At 62.8% G+C, this 16,519-nt stretch carries 19 protein-coding genes and 1 tRNA gene; 14 read left to right on the forward strand and 6 right to left on the reverse strand.

Annotated features, from left to right (window positions below; all coding sequences use genetic code 11):
* Positions 1-12: 12 nt before the first annotated feature.
* Positions 13-543: a hypothetical protein gene (locus tag DMX12_RS12995; protein ID WP_009683248.1), complete on the forward strand. Its 531-nt coding sequence runs from the start codon at positions 13-15 to the stop codon at positions 541-543.
* A 25-nt stretch (positions 544-568) separates the two neighbouring features.
* Here the strand turns inward: DMX12_RS12995 and DMX12_RS13000 are convergent, their stop codons facing one another.
* Complete coding sequence (locus tag DMX12_RS13000) at positions 569-1,507, reverse strand: ZIP family metal transporter (protein WP_054911873.1); 939 nt, start codon at positions 1,505-1,507, stop codon at positions 569-571.
* 126 nt (positions 1,508-1,633) lie between these two features.
* On the opposite strand from DMX12_RS13000, the gene DMX12_RS13005 reads away from it, so the two are divergent.
* From DMX12_RS13005 to DMX12_RS13020, 4 genes are all read left to right on the forward strand, one after another.
* Positions 1,634-1,825 carry a PLDc N-terminal domain-containing protein gene (locus DMX12_RS13005; RefSeq protein WP_009683250.1) on the forward strand — a complete coding sequence of 64 codons (192 nt, stop codon included), beginning with the start codon at positions 1,634-1,636 and terminating at the stop codon, positions 1,823-1,825.
* 238 nt (positions 1,826-2,063) lie between these two features.
* On the forward strand, positions 2,064-4,121 hold the full coding sequence (locus tag DMX12_RS13010) for an LTA synthase family protein (RefSeq protein WP_110677948.1): 2,058 nt from the start codon (positions 2,064-2,066) through the stop codon (positions 4,119-4,121).
* Positions 4,122-4,321: 200 nt separating this feature from the next.
* On the forward strand, positions 4,322-4,558 hold the full coding sequence (locus DMX12_RS13015; protein ID WP_110677950.1) for a hypothetical protein: 237 nt from the start codon (positions 4,322-4,324) through the stop codon (positions 4,556-4,558).
* 177 nt (positions 4,559-4,735) lie between these two features.
* Positions 4,736-5,065 carry a ribonuclease E inhibitor RraB gene (locus tag DMX12_RS13020; protein ID WP_054881731.1) on the forward strand — a complete coding sequence of 110 codons (330 nt, stop codon included), beginning with the start codon at positions 4,736-4,738 and terminating at the stop codon, positions 5,063-5,065.
* Positions 5,066-5,133: 68 nt separating this feature from the next.
* Here the strand turns inward: DMX12_RS13020 and DMX12_RS13025 are convergent, their stop codons facing one another.
* Positions 5,134-5,934 carry a cytochrome c gene (locus DMX12_RS13025; protein ID WP_110677952.1) on the reverse strand — a complete coding sequence of 267 codons (801 nt, stop codon included), beginning with the start codon at positions 5,932-5,934 and terminating at the stop codon, positions 5,134-5,136.
* A 66-nt stretch (positions 5,935-6,000) separates the two neighbouring features.
* Positions 6,001-6,243 carry a hypothetical protein gene (locus DMX12_RS28995; RefSeq protein WP_125854757.1) on the reverse strand — a complete coding sequence of 81 codons (243 nt, stop codon included), beginning with the start codon at positions 6,241-6,243 and terminating at the stop codon, positions 6,001-6,003.
* Positions 6,244-6,461: 218 nt separating this feature from the next.
* Here DMX12_RS28995 and DMX12_RS13030 point away from each other — a divergent pair, with 218 nt between their 5' ends.
* Positions 6,462-7,193 (forward strand): amidotransferase, encoded by a 732-nt coding sequence (locus DMX12_RS13030; RefSeq protein WP_110677954.1) that lies wholly within the window; start codon positions 6,462-6,464, stop codon positions 7,191-7,193.
* A gap of 54 nt (positions 7,194-7,247) precedes the next feature.
* Here the strand turns inward: DMX12_RS13030 and DMX12_RS13035 are convergent, their stop codons facing one another.
* Positions 7,248-8,684 (reverse strand): M48 family metalloprotease, encoded by a 1,437-nt coding sequence (locus tag DMX12_RS13035; protein WP_029887110.1) that lies wholly within the window; start codon positions 8,682-8,684, stop codon positions 7,248-7,250.
* Positions 8,685-8,807: 123 nt separating this feature from the next.
* On the opposite strand from DMX12_RS13035, the gene DMX12_RS13040 reads away from it, so the two are divergent.
* Both DMX12_RS13040 and DMX12_RS13045 read left to right on the forward strand, forming a co-directional pair.
* Positions 8,808-9,047, forward strand: coding sequence for a sulfurtransferase TusA family protein (locus tag DMX12_RS13040; RefSeq protein WP_009682015.1), 240 nt, complete (start codon positions 8,808-8,810; stop codon positions 9,045-9,047).
* Positions 9,048-9,067: 20 nt separating this feature from the next.
* Positions 9,068-10,138: an AI-2E family transporter gene (locus DMX12_RS13045; protein WP_029887111.1), complete on the forward strand. Its 1,071-nt coding sequence runs from the start codon at positions 9,068-9,070 to the stop codon at positions 10,136-10,138.
* Positions 10,139-10,299: 161 nt separating this feature from the next.
* Here DMX12_RS13045 and DMX12_RS13050 read toward each other — a convergent pair whose 3' ends face one another.
* Together DMX12_RS13050 and DMX12_RS13055 are read right to left on the reverse strand one after the other, a co-directional pair.
* Positions 10,300-10,773, reverse strand: coding sequence for a peroxiredoxin (locus DMX12_RS13050; protein ID WP_009682013.1), 474 nt, complete (start codon positions 10,771-10,773; stop codon positions 10,300-10,302).
* A gap of 10 nt (positions 10,774-10,783) precedes the next feature.
* Positions 10,784-11,344, reverse strand: coding sequence for a glycine cleavage system protein R (locus DMX12_RS13055; protein ID WP_009682012.1), 561 nt, complete (start codon positions 11,342-11,344; stop codon positions 10,784-10,786).
* A gap of 259 nt (positions 11,345-11,603) precedes the next feature.
* On the opposite strand from DMX12_RS13055, the gene dapA reads away from it, so the two are divergent.
* The 6 genes from dapA to DMX12_RS13085 all read left to right on the forward strand — a co-directional run bounded on the left by dapA (position 11,604) and on the right by DMX12_RS13085 (position 16,395).
* Positions 11,604-12,491: a 4-hydroxy-tetrahydrodipicolinate synthase gene (gene dapA / locus DMX12_RS13060; RefSeq protein ID WP_009682011.1), complete on the forward strand. Its 888-nt coding sequence runs from the start codon at positions 11,604-11,606 to the stop codon at positions 12,489-12,491.
* 15 nt (positions 12,492-12,506) lie between these two features.
* Entirely contained in the window at positions 12,507-13,628 is a 1,122-nt protein-coding gene (gene bamC / locus DMX12_RS13065) for an outer membrane protein assembly factor BamC (protein WP_009682010.1), read from the forward strand.
* Positions 13,629-14,387: an MBL fold metallo-hydrolase gene (locus DMX12_RS13070; protein WP_009682009.1), complete on the forward strand. Its 759-nt coding sequence runs from the start codon at positions 13,629-13,631 to the stop codon at positions 14,385-14,387. It begins immediately after the preceding gene.
* 30 nt (positions 14,388-14,417) lie between these two features.
* Positions 14,418-15,128: a phosphoribosylaminoimidazolesuccinocarboxamide synthase gene (gene purC, locus DMX12_RS13075; RefSeq protein WP_004375217.1), complete on the forward strand. Its 711-nt coding sequence runs from the start codon at positions 14,418-14,420 to the stop codon at positions 15,126-15,128.
* 91 nt (positions 15,129-15,219) lie between these two features.
* Positions 15,220-15,309: transfer RNA gene (locus DMX12_RS13080), tRNA-Ser, on the forward strand.
* 108 nt (positions 15,310-15,417) lie between these two features.
* Positions 15,418-16,395: a site-specific integrase gene (locus tag DMX12_RS13085; protein WP_177411264.1), complete on the forward strand. Its 978-nt coding sequence runs from the start codon at positions 15,418-15,420 to the stop codon at positions 16,393-16,395.
* Positions 16,396-16,519 lie beyond the last annotated feature (124 nt).

A 16,519-nucleotide genomic window follows, 5' to 3' on the forward strand; every position in this document is an offset into this window, starting at 1 on the left:
CAGGCCCCCCTCATGAAAACTCAGTTGCTCGAATTCATCAGCCTCATTGGCGCTGGCTGCATGCGCGAGGCCGACATCGAGCGCATCGCCGACGAGGCCGCCCAGGCTTACGCCGACCCGGCCGCGTTCCTCGCCGCCAACCCTGATATCAACTACGACGACACCTTCCCGATCCCGCTGGGCGAATGGGTGGTGCTGGGCAGCCTGCCGGACACCGTGGTGTTCCAGGCCGACAGCTACCAGGCGCTGTTCCAGCAGATCAGCGACTCGTTCGACAACAGCGTGCCGTTCACCCTCAAGCCCAAACAACTGGCCCGGACCGAACCGCTGACTGCCTTGAACCGCATTCAGGTGCAGATGGGCGCGCTGAACAAGGAGGCTGGCGGTTATGTGCTGCTGAACTTCAGCCAATTGCTGGATGACGAGCTGCAGATGGTGATGGTGGGCCAGCACGACCTGGCGCGGGTGCTGGAACTGGGCGCGGAGCTGGGGATCAAGGTCGAGCCGGCCCTTGAAGCGCTGAAAGTTGCCGTGCATGCCTGAGGGCCTGTACAGCCAACCCAAAACTTCAGCCCAGCGCGGTATCCAGAAACATCATGACCGCAAACCCACCCATCAACCCCAGGGTCGCCGCCGTCTGGTGCCCGTTGCGGTGGGTTTCGGGAATCACTTCGTGGCTGACCACGAAGATCATCGCCCCCGCCGCCAGGCCCATGCTGATGGGGTAGGCGAGGGCGAAGCCGGTCGAGATACCCAGCCCGATCACCGCCCCCAGCGGTTCCATCAGCCCCGAACCAATGGCCACCAGTGCAGCCTTGAAGTTCGACAAGCCGGTAGCGCGCAAGGCCAGCGCCACGGCCAGGCCTTCGGGGATGTCCTGGATGGCAATGGCGCTGGTCAGCGGCAGGCCGATGTTCAGGTCGCCGTTGGCAAAGCTCACGCCAATCGCCATGCCCTCTGGCAGGTTGTGCAAGGTAATGGCCAGCACGAACAGCCACACCCGGTTGATGCGCTCGGCATCGGGGCCACACGGGCCGGTGCTTTCATGCTCGTGCGGGGTGAAGCGGTCCAGGCCCAGCATCAGTAGCACGCCCAGGCCCATGCCCAGTACCACGGTAAACGCCGCCGCCGGGCCGCTCCCGGTGATTTCGCGGGCGGCGTCCAGCCCTGGCAGAATCAGCGAAAACGAACTGGCTGCCAGCATCATGCCGGCGGCGAAGCCCAGCATCACGTCCTGGGTGCGTGCGCTCACATCGCGCAGCACCACCGCCAGCACTGCCCCCAGTGCCGTGGCGCCGAACCCCGACAACCCGCCCAGCAGCGCCAAGTGCAGGTTGTCGGCATGGTCGCCGTTCACCGCGTTCCAGAAGCTGGCCGCCAGCAATGCACAAACCGCCAGCAGGCTCAGCGCCAGCCCGGCGCTGAGCCACGGGGCATTCACGACCTGTTGGCGCCAGGCGTTGCGCAGCGAGGGTGGGGTAGGGCTTTGGGACTGTGCGACGGGCATGCGGACCTCGGTTCAATGGCTGCTGGCAGTTTACTCAGGGACCTGCCGCCACCGCCAAGGATTCCCTTCTATTGCCGTGATAGCTGACTATGCTGTGCAGCACAGCCTCTGAAAGGGAGTCAAAGCATGGGGTCGACATTCAACAGCCTGGTTGGGCTGATCATTCTGGCGCTGGACATCTGGGCCATCCTCAACGTGATCAAGAGCGGCAGCGAGGTGGGCAGCAAGGTGTTGTGGATTTTGCTGATCGCACTGCTGCCCGTGGTGGGCCTGGTGATCTGGGCTATCGCCGGGCCGCGGGGGAATGTGCGGATCTGAATGCCTGTGCTGGCCTATCGCCGGCAAGCCGGCTCCCACAGGGTCTCCACAGCCCCAGGCATTGTGGGGGCCTGTGGGAGCCGGCTTGCCGGCGATAGGGCCGGAACAGACAAAAGCGGCAACACCCGCGTGACAAAATTTTCACATTGGTTTAAACAGAATCCGCACCCGCACAATGCTGCGTTGGCCCAGTGCCAACGCCCTCTTCGCAACCCGCAATCCTAGGACCTTCCCATTCATGGCTAACACGGACGCCTTGAAGCAACGGGGCGCGCGAGCACCGTTCTCGCCCACCCTGAAATCCCACCTGGCCTACACGCTGCTCAGCGGCCTGGTGATAATGCTGATGCTCAGCCTCGTGCGCCTGGCGCTGTTGGTCTACAACAGCGATATGATCGGCGATACCCCTTACTCGACCGTCGCCGAAGGCTTCATCAATGGCTTGCGCTTCGACCTGCGGGTGGTGGTGTACCTCAGCATTCCGCTGTTGCTGGCCATGCTCAGCCCGTGGGCCATGGCCCGGCGAGGGGTGTTCCGTTTCTGGCTGACACTCACCTCCAGCGTGGTGATGTTCCTTGGCCTGATGGAAATGGACTTCTACCGCGAGTTCCACCAGCGCCTCAACGGCCTGGTCTTCCAGTACATCAAGGAAGACCCGAAAACCGTACTGAGCATGCTCTGGTACGGCTTCCCGGTGGTGCGCTACCTGTTGGCCTGGGCTTTCGGCACCTGGCTGCTGAGCCTGCTGTTCAAGGGCATCGACCGCATCACCCGGGGCCAGGGCGCACAACGCGTGGCGCCGTGGTACAACCGTCTGGCCGTGTTCATGGTGGTCTTGCTGGTGGCCGTGGTCGCCGCCCGTGGCACGCTGCGCCAAGGCCCGCCGATGCGCTGGGGCGATGCGTTCACCACCGACTCCAACTTCGTCAACCAGCTGGGCCTGAACGGCACCCTGACCCTGATCGACGCCGCCAAGAGCCGCTTCGGCGAAGACCGCGCCAACATCTGGAAGCCGGTACTGGAGCAGGGCCTGGCCACCGAAACCGTGCGCAAGCAATTGCTGACCCCGAACGACACCCTGGTCGATGCCGACGAAGCTGCCGTGCGCCGCGACTTCCTGCCGCCGGCCGAGCGCACCCTGGCGGTCAAGAACGTGGTGGTGATCCTGATGGAAAGCTTTGCCGGCCACTCGGTCGGTGCGCTGGGTAGCCCGAACAACATCACCCCGTACTTCGACAAGCTGGCCAAAGAGGGCCTGCTGTTCGACCGCTTCTTCTCCAACGGCACGCACACCCACCAGGGCATGTTCGCCACCATGGCGTGCTTCCCCAACCTGCCGGGCTTCGAGTACCTGATGCAAACCCCGGAAGGCGGCCACAAGCTGTCGGGCCTGCCAGCCCTGCTCAGCGCCCGTGACTACGACGACGTCTACGTCTACAACGGCGACTTCGCCTGGGACAACCAGTCCGGGTTCTTCGGCAACCAGGGCATGACCACCTTCATTGGCCGCAACGACTTCGTCAACCCGGTGTTCTCCGACCCCACCTGGGGCGTGTCCGACCAGGACATGTTCGACCGCGGCAACGAGGAGCTGGCCAAGCACGATGGCAAGAAGCCGATCTATGCGTTGCTGCAGACCCTGTCCAACCACACCCCGTATGCGCTGCCCAAAGACCTGCCCGTCGAGAAGGTGACCGGCCAGGGGCGCCTGGACGAGCACCTGACCGCCATGCGTTATTCGGACTGGGCGCTGGGCCAGTTCTTCGAGAAGGCGCGCAAAGAGCCGTACTTCAAGGACACCCTGTTCGTGATCGTTGGCGACCACGGTTTCGGCAACCACCAGCAGGTCACCGAGCTGGACCTGGGCCGCTTCAACGTGCCGCTGCTGCTGATTGCCCCGGGCATTCAGGAGAAGTTCGGTGCGGTCAACCACACCGTGGGCACCCAGGTCGACATCGTGCCGACCATCATGGGCCGCCTAGGTGGCAAGGCCCGCCACCAGTGCTGGGGGCGCGACCTGCTCAACCTGCCTGAGGGCGACCAGGGCGTGGGCATGATCAAGCCGTCGGGCAGCGAACAGATCGTCGGCCTGGTACAGGGCGACCGCATTCTGATCGAGTCCAAGGACATGACCCCGCGCATGTACCGCTACCAGTTGGGCAGCGAGTTCAAGGCCGAGCTGATCGAAAGCCCCGACCAGCCGCAATTGCTCAAGCAGCTTGAAGCGTACATCCAGACCGCCACCAAGAGCCTGCTGGACAACACCGCCGGTGTGGTGCACGGCACACCGAAGTAAAAGCTCGCGGGTCACCCGCTGCCACAGTGGCTGCGCCAGCTTCGTGCTGGCGCTACCCCTGTGGGCGGCCCTGGGTCGCGATGGGGGCCCCACGTTTCGGCGCCTGCCGCTTTCATCCTACTGAACATTCTCCCTGCCCCAAGGTCAGTTGTTCAGGCGTAACACACACCCTGTGTTCCTTGACTCAGAGGGTCCGTTAGATGAAAGAGTGGGAAGTCATTTTTGCCGACCAGAAGGGCGAACCGTCCACTCTGGTGTTGAAAGCCGAGCATCGTCCTAGCGAGGAAGAGGCGGCGAGGGCCATTCGTTCTCACCTGTTTCCGGTAATGGCCGAGCTGGACCTCAACGACTTCCAGGACCGCAGCATTTCCCCCACCGCACGCTGGCTGCGCGAGCACAGCGGCGTAATGATCACAAGCATTCACGAACACCCCTGATCCACACGATTGCGTGGTGCCTTGGCAGGCGCTACGCTGTCAGCAGGTGCTCGCCTATTATGCGGGCTGGCACCGCATACATTCGCGTCTTGCATCAGCTCGTACTGCCCGGCCGCTGCCGGCAGGTGCGCAGTAGCACGGAAAGTCTATCCATTGCATTATTCAGGAGGACGTTTCATGAGCAGCCAGAACGACGATATCAGCAGCAACGTCCTGCGCCAGATGAAAGCAGGCGGTTTCGACTTCACCCAGATCCACCCCATCGAGTTCTATGCCGTATTCCCCGACGAAGCCGGGGCGCGCCGTGCTGCCAGGCAGTTTCGCGGCGAATCGCTCAATGCCCAGGTGAAGGAGGGCGACGGTGGCTGGCACCTGGAACTGAGCAAGGTCATGTATGCCACCTATTGTGGGATTGGCGACTTTGAAGAGGCCTTCGAGCAGTTGGTGACGCCCTATGGCGGCGAGGTGGAGGGTTGGGGGGTCAAGCACGAGCGGCTCACGGCCTAGCAGCCCTGCGTGGCCATCATCTCAGGCACACCCGCGCCAGGCAGGGGCGGGTTTACCCTACGCAGCCACTAACGCTTGCGCTTGGCCATATGCTGCAGATAGCCCAGCAGCGCATCCAGCTCCTTGTCGCTCAGCACGCTTTCGGCAAAGCCCGGCATCTTCGCCTGTGGCCACTGCCGCAGGCTTTGCGGGTCGCGGATCAACATGCGCAAATAACCCGGCTGAAAGTACTCGGTGGGGTTGTGCGGCACATTCAAGTCCGGCCCAACCTGCGCATCCCCCGCACCGTTCAGGCGGTGGCAGGCCATGCAATTTTGCTGGAACAGGGCAAAGCCCTGGCGTACCGGGCTGTCGGCGGGTAGCGCCGGGTCGGGCAGCAGTGCCGGGTACCGCTGGGCTACCGGGGCGAGCTGGCGCAAGGTTGAGATCTGGAAAGGCCATTGCTCCGGGCGTATACCGCCGGCCTGCGCTGCTGTCCATACCAGGTAGAATGGCCCAGCGCCAGGTTTGCCTGCACCCAGCGGTGGCCAAGGTTGGTCGGGGTCTTCCACGGCCAGCCAGGCCTGCGCCGGGCCTTTCTGCAACAGCGGCGCAGCGGGCATTTCTGCGGCAAAACCGTCCAGCGCCACCGCTTGCAGGTGGTCGCTGGCGGTAACGCCAGGCAACAGCGCAGCCAACGGCACCGCCCGGTACTGCATGAGGCGTTTGTAGGCTACGTCGTGCTCGATGCGGATGGTCTGCGCTTGCGGGTGGCTGAGCAGTTCTTCGCTGCTCCACTGGCGCTGGGTAGCGCCGAGTTCAAGGTGCAGTTGTGCCGCCGACAGTGGCAGGCTCAGCAGCAGCGCAAGCAGGGCAAGGCAATGGCGCATGGGTACACTCCGACCAAAGAGGCCAGCAGGTTACCTGCGCACTGCCCGTAGACGCCACTGCTGCAGTCAGCCGAACAACCGTGTCAGGTTCGGCACGATCAACAGCAATGTGGTGGCGAATAAAATAAGCCCGGCTTGGCGTATTTTCGAATGTCTGAACATGGCGGACCGCCTTCTTGTTGTTATTCCTGAGTACCCGTTGGCTTCCTTGTCGCGCTTCGGGTCGATCGCAGTAGCGTGGTGTGGCGCCTTTACTGCCTGCCTTTTGTTAGTGGATATACAACCAACAGTAGGGCGTGCGTTATCCATGTTCGAGAACTCTTTGTTCTAATTGTCGAGATTTTGAGGCCTCATGGCTATGAGGCTATGTGCCATCTCGCTAGCATGCTCTCGCTAGACGGTGGCGCAGCCATCCACGGCGCGCCGACAAAATGTGACCGTTCGTCAGTGCCGCCTACTTGCTTGTACGTGCCTTTCGCGTCAGGCTCTACAGCAGATTCCCACCCATGTCGTTCAGGACTAATCCTATGTCGTTACGCATCTGCATCCTTGAGACCGATGTTCTGCGGCCGGAATTGACGGCGCAATACCAGGGCTACGGCAGGATGTTCGAGCAGCTGTTCTCGCGGCAGCCGATTGCCGCAGAGTTTCGTGTGTACAACGTGATGAACGGCGATTACCCCGCCGACAGCGAAGTGTTCGATGCCTACCTGGTCACGGGCAGCAAGGCAGACTCGTTTGGTACCGATCCCTGGATCCAGACGCTCAAGGCCTACCTGTTGAAGCTTTACGCGCGTGGCGAGAAATTGCTGGGTGTGTGTTTTGGCCACCAGCTGCTGGCGTTGACCCTGGGTGGCAAGGCCGAGCGTGCCGACAAGGGCTGGGGCGTGGGCATTCACCGCTACTCGCTGGCGGCGCACGCCCCGTGGATGGACCCTGAGGTGCCGGAGCTGACCTTGCTGATCAGCCACCAGGACCAGGTGACCGAACTGCCGGAAGGCGCCACGGTCATTGCCTCCAGCGATTTCTGCCCGAATGCGGCGTACCACATCCGCGACCAGGTGCTGTGCTTCCAGGGCCACCCGGAGTTTGTCCACGACTACTCCCGCGCGCTGCTCGATGCGCGCCAGGAATACCTGGGTGACGAAGTGTACCAGAAGGCGGTGGCCAGCCTGGCCAGCGAGCACCAGGGCGACCTGGTGGGCGAGTGGATGTTGCGGTTCATCCAGCAGCCGGTCAGCAAACACGACGCGGCGTAATGGCCGGGGGCTGCTGCACAGCAGCCCGATCGTGCCCCACGGCCGCCCCGGGGCTCAGCGCCCCATCATGTCCCGGACCATGCGCTGCTGCTCCATGATCTCGCGTTGGCGCTGGTCAATCTGCGAAGCCAGCGGGAAATTCCCGCCGGCCCGGCGCTTGGCGTAATCCAGCTGCTGGATCGCCTGGTCAAAGTCCCCCACCAAGGTGAAGTACTCTGCCCGCGCCCGGTGCAAGCCGATGGTATTGCCCGACAAACCGCGCACCTCGGCCATGTCGTACCACACGTCCGGATCATCCGGCCGGCTTTTCACCAGCTCGTCCAGCACCTTCTCGGCTTCGGCAGGCTTGTTCAGCTTCACCAGCAAATCGGCGCGCACCTGTTTCAGCGGGTAGTTGCCGGGGTATAGCTGCTGCATGCGCTCGGCGCGCTGCTGGGCATCGGCCAGGCGGTTGTTGGTGATGTCCAGGTCAATCTGCGCCAGGTTGTAGGTGATGTCGTTGGGCGCTTTGGCCAGTAGCGGCTTGAGCATTTCCCGCGCTTCGTTCAGCTGGCCGCCCTTGATCTGCGCCAGGGCCAGGCCATAGCGTGCAGCATCGAGTTTGGGGTCTTCGTCGAGCTGGGCACGGAAGCGCTTGGCCGCCAGCCCCGGGGTGCCTTCATAGATAAGCGCCACGCGGGCGCGAATCAGCTGGTAGCGTGCGCTGTCTTCGATGCCGCCCGGTGGCGCCTGGTCGGCGCGGTTGCGGGTGTCGGCGATCCGTGACTCGGTCACCGGGTGAGTCAGCAGAAATTCCGGTGGCTTGGCGTCATAGCGATACTGGCGGGCCAGGCGCTCGAACATGGTTGGCATGTTGCGTGGGTCGTAGCCGGCCTTTTCCAGGTTCAGGATGCCGATGCGGTCCGCTTCCTGTTCATTTTGCCGCGAGAACCGGCGCTGCTCCTGAATGGCCGCCGCCTGGGTGCCGGCGATCATGCCGATGCCGGCGTCGCCAGCGCCCCCCGCCGCCAGTACGATCCCGGCCAGCAGCGCTGCCATCATCGGCAGTTGCATGCGTTGCTGGGCCTCGACGCCGCGGGCGAAGTGGCGTTGCGACAAGTGCGCCAGTTCGTGCGCCAGCACCGAGGCGTATTCGCCTTCCGTCTGTGCGTTGAGGAACAGCCCGCCGTTGACCCCCACGATGCCCCCGGGCGCAGCGAAGGCGTTGAGCTCGCGGCTGTCGATGAGGATGAACTCCAGGCGCCGGTCCTGCAGCTGGCTGGTCTCGGCCAGTTTGTACACGCTGGTTTCGACGTAGTCCTTGAGTTGCGGGTCGTTGAGCTGGTTGACCTGGCCGCGCAACAGGCTCAGCCAGGCGCGGCCGAGCTGGTGTTCCTGCTGCGGCGAAACGATCGCGGAGCTGGCGTCACCCAGTGATGGCAGGTCGTCAGCATGGCCGGGGAGGGCCAACAGGCAGGCCAGCGTCAGCAGGGTAGGGCGCAGTAGTTTCATGCACGAAGCTCGCGTCGGTGTCAAAGATAGCTACTGTAGCGGGCTCACACGTTGGCGACCAGTGGCGCTATCCTAGGCAGCCCTGCCAACAAGCAGTCTGGCAATGCCTTTGGAGACCCTGCAATGAGTGACACCCTGACCTGCGACGCCGTACTCGACGCCAGCGGGCTGAATTGCCCTTTGCCGCTGCTCAAGGCCAAGATGGAGCTCAACCGCCTGGCCAGCGGCGCGGTGCTCAAGGTGATCGCCACCGACACCGGCTCGCAGCGCGACTTCCGCACTTTCGCCACGTTGGCCGGTCATACCCTGCTGCAGGAAACGGCCGAGGCCGGCACCTACACCTACTGGCTGCGCAAGGCCTGAGTCTTTACCAAGGATCGTCAATGTTCAAAGTGCTTCGCGACTGGGTGCAGCGCTACTTCTCCGATGAAGAGGCAGTGGTGCTGGCAGTCTTGCTGTTCCTGGCGTTCACGGCCGTGCTAACCCTGGGTGGCATGCTCGCGCCGGTGCTGGCGGGCATGGTGCTGGCGTTCCTCATGCAAGGCCTGGTCAATGCCCTGGAGCGCTTGCGGGTGCCCACGCGGTTGGCAGTGATGCTGGTATTTGCCCTGTTCATGGGGGCGCTGGCGCTGTTCATGCTGGTGTTGGTGCCGCTGTTGTGGCACCAGCTGATCACCCTGTTCAACGAGCTACCGGGCATGCTCGGCAAGTGGCAGTCGTTGTTGCTGTTGTTGCCCGAGCGTTACCCACACCTGGTGTCGGACGAGCAGGTGCTGCATGCCATCGAATCGGTGCGCGGTGAAATCGGCAAGTTTGGCCAATGGGCGCTGACCTTCTCGCTGTCCAGCCTGCCATTGCTGGTCAATGCCATGATCTACCTGGTGCTGGTGCCGATCCTGGTGTTCTTCTTCCTCAAGGACCGCGAACTCATCGGCCGCTGGGTCAGTGGCTACCTGCCACGCCAGCGCACCCTGCTGAACCGGGTGGGTAGCGAGATGAACCGGCAGATCGCCAACTACATCCGTGGCAAGGGCATCGAGATTCTGATCTGCGGCATTGCCACCTACATCGCGTTCATCAGCCTGGGGCTCAACTATGCCGCGCTGCTGGCGTTGCTGGTGGGGCTGTCGGTGGTGGTGCCCTATGTGGGCGCGGTAGTGGTAACGGTGCCGGTCACGCTGATTGCACTGTTCCAGTGGGGCTGGGGCGATCAGTTCATCTACCTGATGACGGTGTACGCGATCATCCAGGCGCTGGATGGCAACGTGCTGGTGCCGCTGCTGTTTTCCGAGGCCGTGAGCCTGCACCCGGTGGCGATCATTTGCGCGGTGTTGTTGTTTGGCGGGCTGTGGGGGTTCTGGGGGATCTTCTTCGCCATCCCGCTGGCGACCCTGATCAAGGCTGTGCTGGATGCCTGGCCGCGGCAGGAGCCTATTGTGTCACCGATGCTGTAATTTTGGGGCTGCTTTGCAGCCCATCGCGACACAGGGCCGCTCCTACAGGCATACGCGATTTCCGATGATGCCGGCCCGGCCCCGCAGTACTGCCGGCCGCCCCCGCCCGGCGTAGGAGCGGCCTCGTGTCGCGAAAGGGGCGCAAAGCGCCCCCAACGATCTCAAGCCTTGTTCAGTGCCTGAGCTGCTGCCAACACGGCATCCACATGCCCGGGCACCTTCACCCCACGCCATTCCTGGCGCAGCACACCGTCCTTGTCGACCAGGAAGGTGCTGCGATCCACGCCCATGTACTCCTTGCCATACAGCTTCTTCAGCTTGATCACGTCGAACAGCTGGCACAGGGCCTCGTCCTTGTCGCTGATCAGCTCGAACGGGAAGCCTTGCTTGGCCTTGAAGTTCTCGTGCGACTTGAGGCCGTCACGCGACACGCCGAACACCACGGTGTTGGCTGCGGCAAAGGCTTCATGCTGGTCGCGGAAGCCCTGGCCTTCGGTGGTGCAGCCCGGGGTGCTGTCCTTCGGGTAGAAGTACAGCACCACCTGCCGGCCCTTGAGGTCGGCCAGGCTCACGGTTTGCCCGCCGGTGGCCTGGGCCTGGAAGTGCGCTACAGGTTGGTCGAGTGCTACAGCCATGATCGCTTCCTTACATTGGGTTCTGTGGGCGCCATGGCTCGATCAGCGCATCGAGGTTCAGGGCGTCGGCAAAGTCCAGGAACTGGTCACGCAGCCAGCTGATTTGCGTGCCGGCCGGCAAAATGACGGTGAACTGGGCATTGAGCATGCTGCTGCCGGTCTGCGGCGCCAGGTAGGTATCGCAGGTCATGGCTTCCAGCTCGACGCGGTGGTCGAGGAAGAACTGGCACAGCTCGTTGATGATGTCCGGGCGGTAGGCGGCGCTGACGTAGGCTACATAAGGCAGCGCCTGCGGGCGTACCTCCTGGTCGGCGCTGCGCACCACGTCCAGGGTCAGGCCGTGCTTCTTGCCCAGGCTTGGCAACATGGCTTCAAGGCGGGCCAGGGCGTCCCAGCTGCCGCCTACCTGCAGCACCAGGGCGCTGGTTTCGCCGTGGCGGCTCAGGCGCGAGGTAACCACCGCGCAGCGGTTTTCGAAGGCAGCGCGGCTGAGGACGTTGGCCAGTTCCATGGGGTTGGGCCCCAAGGCACTGATGACGAGGAATTGTTCGCGGACGGTGGGGGTGGACATGCAGCATTCCTAAAGCGATGAGCGGTCGGTACAGGACGGGAGAAAGCCTCCAGTCGGCAGGGCCCGGGGCTCGCATGCGAGGTCTTGGACGCTGGCCGGGAGCAAGGTCGACGGCCCGGCGGGCCGCGCTGCACCGATCAAAGCATCAAGGGTAGCGAAATAAGGCGCCGAGGGGAATGCTCCGCCCGCCTGCTTCGCTTGTGCAAGGCCGATGCCCCCAGTACCATTACCGCTCTCTTTTTCCGGCAGGAGCAGTTACATGATTGCGGGCAGTATGGTGGCATTGGTCACACCCATGGATGCACAAGGGCGTGTTGACTGGGGCAGCCTCGACAAACTTGTAGACTTCCACCTGGAAAACGGCACCCATGCGATCGTCGCTGTCGGCACCACCGGTGAGTCGGCCACGCTCGATGTCGAAGAGCACATCCTGGTCATCAAGCATGTGGTCGAGCGCGTCAAGCGCAGCAACAAGCCTATCCCGGTCATCGCCGGTACCGGTGCCAACTCCACTGCCGAAGCCGTGCACCTGACCCAGAACGCCAAGAATGCCGGCGCCGATGCCTGCCTGCTGGTGGTGCCGTACTACAACAAGCCAACGCAAGAAGGCCTGTACCAGCACTTCAAGCACATTGCCGAAGCCGTCGACATCCCGCAGATCCTCTACAACGTGCCGGGCCGCACCTCCTGCGACATGCAGGCCGAGACCGTGATCCGCCTGTCGACTGTGCCGAACATCATCGGTATCAAGGAAGCCACCGGCGACCTGGCCCGTGCCAAAGCGATCCTGGAAGGCGTTGCCAGCGACTTCATCGTCATGTCTGGCGATGACCCGACCGCTGTCGAGTTGATCCTGATGGGCGGCAAGGGCAACATCTCCGTCACCGCCAACGTCGCCCCGCGCGAAATGGCCGATATGTGCGAGGCCGCCCTTGCGGGCGATGCCGAGAAGGCCCGCGCTATCAACGAAAAACTCATGCCACTGCACAAAGAGCTGTTCTGCGAAGCCAACCCCATCCCGGTGAAGTGGGCGCTCGTTGAAATGGGCCTGATGAAAAAGGGTATTCGCCTGCCGCTGACCTGGCTCAGCGAAGGTTGCCACGACAAAGTCCGTACTGCCTTGCGCCAGTCCGGCGTACTGGTTTAAGAGGAAGTACACCGCATGAAGCGACTGGCTGGTCTTTCTGCCCTTGCCCTGATTATCTCCAGCACCAGTGGGTGTGGCTGGCTGTGGGGCGAGGATGGCTATTTCCGCGACCGCGGCAGCGACTACCTGCAGGCGCACCCTACCGCGCCCATGCAGCTGCCGCCGGACGCCAGCAACGTCAAGCGGCTCGACCCGCTGTTGCCAATTCCGCGTAACGTCGCCGATGACAACGTCACGGGCGAGTACGAAGTGCCGCGGCCGCAACCGTTGACCGGTGGCGCTGGCCAGGTCACCGACTACAGCCTGCAGCGCAGCGGCAGCAGCCGTTGGGTGCTGGCCCAGCACTCGCCGGCCGAGGTGTGGCCGGTGGCCCGCCAGTTCTTCGAGGACAACGGCTTCCGTATCGACGAAGAGCGCCCGCAGACCGGTGAATTCAACACCAGCTGGCAGCGCTTCGACGAGCTGTCGGCATCGCTCGGCCAGCGCCTGGCCAGCACTGCCAGCAGCGCTGACAGCGAAGTGCGCGTACGTGTGCGCATGGAGCCTGGCGTGCAACGCAACACCTCCGAGGTGTATGTGGTCAGCGTCGAGCGCCCTGCCGGCAGCACCGCCGAGCCTGCGTTCCCGTCCACCTCCGCCAATGCCGGCGCCGATGCCCTGCTGGTCGACGAAATGCTGGCCAGCATGAACCGCAGCGCCGAGAAGGGCGGTTCGGTGTCGCTGCTGGCTGAGCGTGATTTCGACGCGCCAAGCCGCGTCAGCCTGAGCGAGGACGGCAGCGGTAACCCGGTACTCTACCTGGGCTCCGACCTGGACCGCGCCTGGTCGGGTGTAGGCCGCGCCCTGGAGCAGGGTGGCCAGTGGCGTGTCGAGGACATCAACCGCAGCCTGGGCCTGTACTACATCAACCTGTCGGAAAAGCCTGAAGACAAGCAGAACCAGCCGGGCTTCTTCGGCCGCCTGTTCGGCAGCGAGCCCACCAAGGAAGAGCGTGAAGCCCGTGCCGAGCGCTACCAGGTCCGCCTGAGCAAGGTGGGTGAAAGCGTGCAGGTCACCGTCGAGAAAAACATCAACACCGTGGCGCCGCCCGATGTCGCCCGCCGTGTGCTGAGCGCCATTCAGGACCACCTGGGCTAAGTGCGCTTCGCGGTACTCGGAAGCGGCAGCCAAGGGAACGGCACGCTGATCGCCAGTGGTGACACGTTCATCCTGGTCGATTGCGGCTTTTCCCTGCGCGAAACCGAGCGGCGCCTGGCGCTGCTCGGGGTTTCGCCGGCGCAACTCAGTGCGGTGCTGGTCACCCACGAACATGCCGACCACGTGCATGGGGTCGGCTTGCTGTCACGGCGCTACAATGTACCGGTCTACCTCAGCCAAGGCACCTTGCGCGGCATGCGCAAGCCGGTGGAGGTGGCCGGTTTTCTCGCCTGTGGCCAAAGCCTGCATATCGGCAGCCTGCAAGTGAATGCAGCACGGGTGGAGCACGACGCCTACGAGCCCTTGCAGTATGTGGTCAGTGACGGCAAGCGCCGTTTTGGCATGCTCACCGACCTGGGCTCGTACGACGCGCTGTTGCTGGAACGCTACCAAGGCCTGGATGCACTGCTGATCGAGGCCAACCACTGCCGCGACCTGCTGGCGCGCGGTCACTACCCGGCGTTCTTGAAGCGGCGGGTAGGGGGCATGCAAGGGCATTTGAACAATCACCAGGCCGCGCGCCTGGTGCACGAGTTGGGCTGGAACAACCTGCAGCACCTGGTGCTGGCCCACCTCAGCAGCAAGAACAACCTGCCACATCTGGCGCGCCAGTGCTTCGTCGACACCCTTGGGTGCGACCCGGACTGGCTCCAGGTGGCGAATCAGGAACACGGGCTCGACTGGCGCGAAATCGCCTAGCCCAACACCTCAAGCAAGCGGAGCCCAATCATGGAAAAACGCGACGAACTCTACCGCGGCAAGGCCAAATCGGTTTACAAGACCGATGACGCCGACCGCTTGATCCTGCTGTTCCGTAACGACACTTCGGCGTTCGACGGCAAGCGCATCGAACAGCTCGACCGTAAAGGCATGGTGAACAACAAGTTCAACGCCTTCATCATGCAAAAGCTGGAAGAAGCCGGCGTGCCGACCCAGTTCGACAAGCTGCTGGGCGACAACGAATGCCTGGTCAAGAAGCTGGACATGATCCCGGTCGAATGCGTAGTGCGTAACTACGCGGCCGGCAGCCTGGTCAAGCGCCTGGGCGTTGAAGAAGGCATCAAGCTGGAGCCGTCCACCTTCGAGCTGTTCCTGAAAAACGACGAGAAGGGCGACCCGTTCATCAACGAGTCCCACGTTGTCGCGTTCGGCTGGGGTACCGCCGAGCAGTTGGCAGAAATGAAAAAGCTGTCGTTGAAGGTCAACGAAGTGCTGAGCAAGCTGTTCGATGACGCCGGCCTGCTGCTGGTCGACTTCAAGCTGGAGTTCGGCGTATTCCACGGCCAGATCGTGCTGGGTGACGAGTTCAGCCCAGACGGTTGCCGCCTGTGGGACAAAGAAACCCGCAAGAAGATGGATAAGGACCGCTTCCGCCAGGGCCTGGGCGACGTGATCGAAGCCTACGAAGAAGTTGCCAAGCGCCTGGGCGTGCCGCTGTAAGCGGTGCGTTCACGCAAGCGCCTGATACCACGCGATTTTTTTTAAAAAAAGGTTTGCGTTTTAAAAGAACGCTGGTATGATTCGCGGCATTGGAGAGATGCCGGAGTGGTCGAACGGGACGGATTCGAAATCCGTTGTACTGGCAACAGTACCTAGGGTTCAAATCCCTATCTCTCCGCCATATATAAGGCCCCGAGCGCTGCGAAGCCCTCGGGGCTTTTTCTTTTGGGGGAATTTTGGGGGAATGGGGGAGCGTGTATTTCCCCCAAGCGTTCGCTATCATTGCGCCATGGCCTACTACGAAAAGCGCGGTGACGCCTGGCGCGCCCAGATCCGCCGCAAAGGATATCCAATCCTTTCCGCCACCTTTGACACCAAGGCAGAAGCCCAGCGCTGGGCAGCCGAGATCGAGGGTGACATGTCGCGCGCGCGCTTTGTTGACATGCGCGAAGCCGAGAGCACCACGCTCGCCGAGGCCCTGGACCGCTACCTCTCGGAGGTCACTTCCACCAAGAAGGGCGCCAAGCAGGAGCAGGTCCGCATCAAGAAATGGAAAGAGCACAAGCTGGCCAGCAAAGGCTTGGCGGCCATCCGTTCGAGCGACATGGCTGCCTACCGCGATGCTGAATTGAAGGAAGGAAAGTCGACGGCGACAGTACGCCTCAACCTGGCGGTGATAAGCCATCTCTACACGGTGGCCACCAAGGAATGGGGAATCGAAGGACTGACCAACCCATGCCGGGCTATCCGGATGCCCAAGGGTAGCAAGGAGAGAGAGCGGCGCCCGACGCCAGCGGAGCTCACAGCACTGTACAAGGCAGCCGGTCAGATGAATGCCCAGCTTCCGGTGTTTATTGAGCTGGCGGTGGAGACGGCGATGCGCCGGTCTGAGCTGCTGATGCTGCGCCGCGACCAGGTGCGTGGCAAAGTGGCATACTTGGAAGACACTAAGAACGGTGAGCGGCGGGCGGTGCCGCTGTCTTCCCGGGCGGTCGCCCTGCTGGAGGGGCTGCCCACGCCGATCGGTGGCGGACGGTACTTCAGTCTGGCGCTCAACACGATCAGCAACTACTTCCCACGGGCCTGTGTGGCTGCGGGGATTGAAGGCCTACGCCTTCACGACCTTCGCCATGAGGCGACCAGTCGTTTCTTTGAGCGCGGCTTCACCATGATGGAAGTCGCGAGTATCACGGGGCACAAGACCCTGGTCATGCTCAAGCGCTATACGCACCTCAGCCCGCAAGACCTTGCCGAAAAGTTAGGTTAGCTCCCCCGCAGCTGCCGGTATTAATCCGATCTCTCGTCGGCTGATCTTGAAAAAAAATCTCGCATAGCGTAAAACCCTCCCAAAGCGCAATTTTTGCAGAAAATCCGCAAAAAATAGCCGGTTA

The organism is Pseudomonas sp. MB-090624 (assembly GCF_003205245.1).
Classification (GTDB): Bacteria; Pseudomonadota; Gammaproteobacteria; order Pseudomonadales; family Pseudomonadaceae; genus Aquipseudomonas; species Aquipseudomonas juntendi.

Bases quoted from the DNA above. Each gene is read 5' to 3' on its own strand.
- DMX12_RS12995 (WP_009683248.1), top strand. From the start codon at position 13: ATGAAAACTCAGTTGCTCGAATTCATCAGCCTCATTGGCGCTGGCTGC.
- DMX12_RS13000 (WP_054911873.1), bottom strand. From the start codon at position 1,507: ATGCCCGTCGCACAGTCCCAAAGCCCTACCCCACCCTCGCTGCGCAAC.
- DMX12_RS13005 (WP_009683250.1), top strand. From the start codon at position 1,634: ATGGGGTCGACATTCAACAGCCTGGTTGGGCTGATCATTCTGGCGCTG.
- DMX12_RS13010 (WP_110677948.1), top strand. From the start codon at position 2,064: ATGGCTAACACGGACGCCTTGAAGCAACGGGGCGCGCGAGCACCGTTC.
- DMX12_RS13015 (WP_110677950.1), top strand. From the start codon at position 4,322: ATGAAAGAGTGGGAAGTCATTTTTGCCGACCAGAAGGGCGAACCGTCC.
- DMX12_RS13020 (WP_054881731.1), top strand. From the start codon at position 4,736: ATGAGCAGCCAGAACGACGATATCAGCAGCAACGTCCTGCGCCAGATG.
- DMX12_RS13025 (WP_110677952.1), bottom strand. From the start codon at position 5,934: ATGCGCCATTGCCTTGCCCTGCTTGCGCTGCTGCTGAGCCTGCCACTG.
- DMX12_RS28995 (WP_125854757.1), bottom strand. From the start codon at position 6,243: ATGGATAACGCACGCCCTACTGTTGGTTGTATATCCACTAACAAAAGG.
- DMX12_RS13030 (WP_110677954.1), top strand. From the start codon at position 6,462: ATGTCGTTACGCATCTGCATCCTTGAGACCGATGTTCTGCGGCCGGAA.
- DMX12_RS13035 (WP_029887110.1), bottom strand. From the start codon at position 8,684: ATGAAACTACTGCGCCCTACCCTGCTGACGCTGGCCTGCCTGTTGGCC.
- DMX12_RS13040 (WP_009682015.1), top strand. From the start codon at position 8,808: ATGAGTGACACCCTGACCTGCGACGCCGTACTCGACGCCAGCGGGCTG.
- DMX12_RS13045 (WP_029887111.1), top strand. From the start codon at position 9,068: ATGTTCAAAGTGCTTCGCGACTGGGTGCAGCGCTACTTCTCCGATGAA.
- DMX12_RS13050 (WP_009682013.1), bottom strand. From the start codon at position 10,773: ATGGCTGTAGCACTCGACCAACCTGTAGCGCACTTCCAGGCCCAGGCC.
- DMX12_RS13055 (WP_009682012.1), bottom strand. From the start codon at position 11,344: ATGTCCACCCCCACCGTCCGCGAACAATTCCTCGTCATCAGTGCCTTG.
- dapA (WP_009682011.1), top strand. From the start codon at position 11,604: ATGATTGCGGGCAGTATGGTGGCATTGGTCACACCCATGGATGCACAA.
- bamC (WP_009682010.1), top strand. From the start codon at position 12,507: ATGAAGCGACTGGCTGGTCTTTCTGCCCTTGCCCTGATTATCTCCAGC.
- purC (WP_004375217.1), top strand. From the start codon at position 14,418: ATGGAAAAACGCGACGAACTCTACCGCGGCAAGGCCAAATCGGTTTAC.
- DMX12_RS13085 (WP_177411264.1), top strand. From the start codon at position 15,418: ATGGCCTACTACGAAAAGCGCGGTGACGCCTGGCGCGCCCAGATCCGC.